Annotated in this window: 1 protein-coding gene; it reads left to right on the top strand. The window is 77.0% G+C overall.

Annotation, left to right across the window (positions count from 1 at the left end):
• Window positions 1-860, top strand: an 860-nt coding sequence (locus tag ACOV8S_RS26940) for a condensation domain-containing protein (protein WP_448320973.1), incomplete at both ends; no start/stop codon positions are given.

The following is an 860-nucleotide window of genomic DNA, read 5'->3' as shown; positions in this document are numbered from 1 at the left end:
TCCACGAACCCGCCCCCGTCCCGCTGGAGGTCCGCGGGATCGACCCCGCCGGGACGGACGCCGCCCTGCGCGCCGAGTACGCCCGCCCCTTCGACCTGCGCACCGGGCCGCTGCTGCGCGCCCTGCTGCTGCGCGAGGCGGCCGAGCGGCACGTCCTGCTGCTCACCGCCCACCACGTCGTCACCGACGGCTGGTCCACGGGCGTCGTCCTGGAGGAGATCTGCGCCGCCTACGAGGCCCTGGCCCACGGTGAGCCGGTGGACCTGCCGCCGGTGCGGACCCAGTATCCGGACTTCGCCGCCTGGCAGCGCGAACAGCTCTCCGGCGACCGCCTGCAGCGGGAACTCGACGAGTGGGCCCGGAAGCTGCGCGGGGCGGTGGCGCCCGCGCTGCCGCTGGACCGGCCGCGCCGCGGCGAGGAGTCCGGGGCGGGCGCGGTCCACCGGTTCACCGTGCCCGCGGACGTCACCGCCCGGCTGCGCGACCTCGCCGCGCAGCAGCACACCACCCTGTTCACCGCCCTGACCGCGGCCGGCCAGGCGCTGCTGGCCCGCTGGTCCGGGCAGGACGACATCACCGTCGGCTCCCTCACCCCCGGCCGCCCTCGCACCGAGCTGGAGCGGACCGTCGGCTTCTTCGCCAACACCGTGGTCCTGCGCACCCAGGTCGACACCGCCGGCTCCTTCCGCGACCTGCTGGCGGCGGCCGCGGACACCGTCAACGACGCCTTCACCCGCGGCGACACGCCGTTCGAGCGGATCGTGGAGGCCGTCGGCGCGCCCCGGGAGGCGGGCCGCAACCCGCTGTTCGACGTGATGGTGCTGCTGCACCCGGCCCCGCCCACCGCCCCCGCGCTGCGC

Source organism: Streptomyces sp. CO7 (assembly GCF_053474865.1).
The sequence above is the reverse complement of the archived record's forward strand: the minus strand, read 5'-3'. Positions and strand labels throughout refer to the sequence as shown.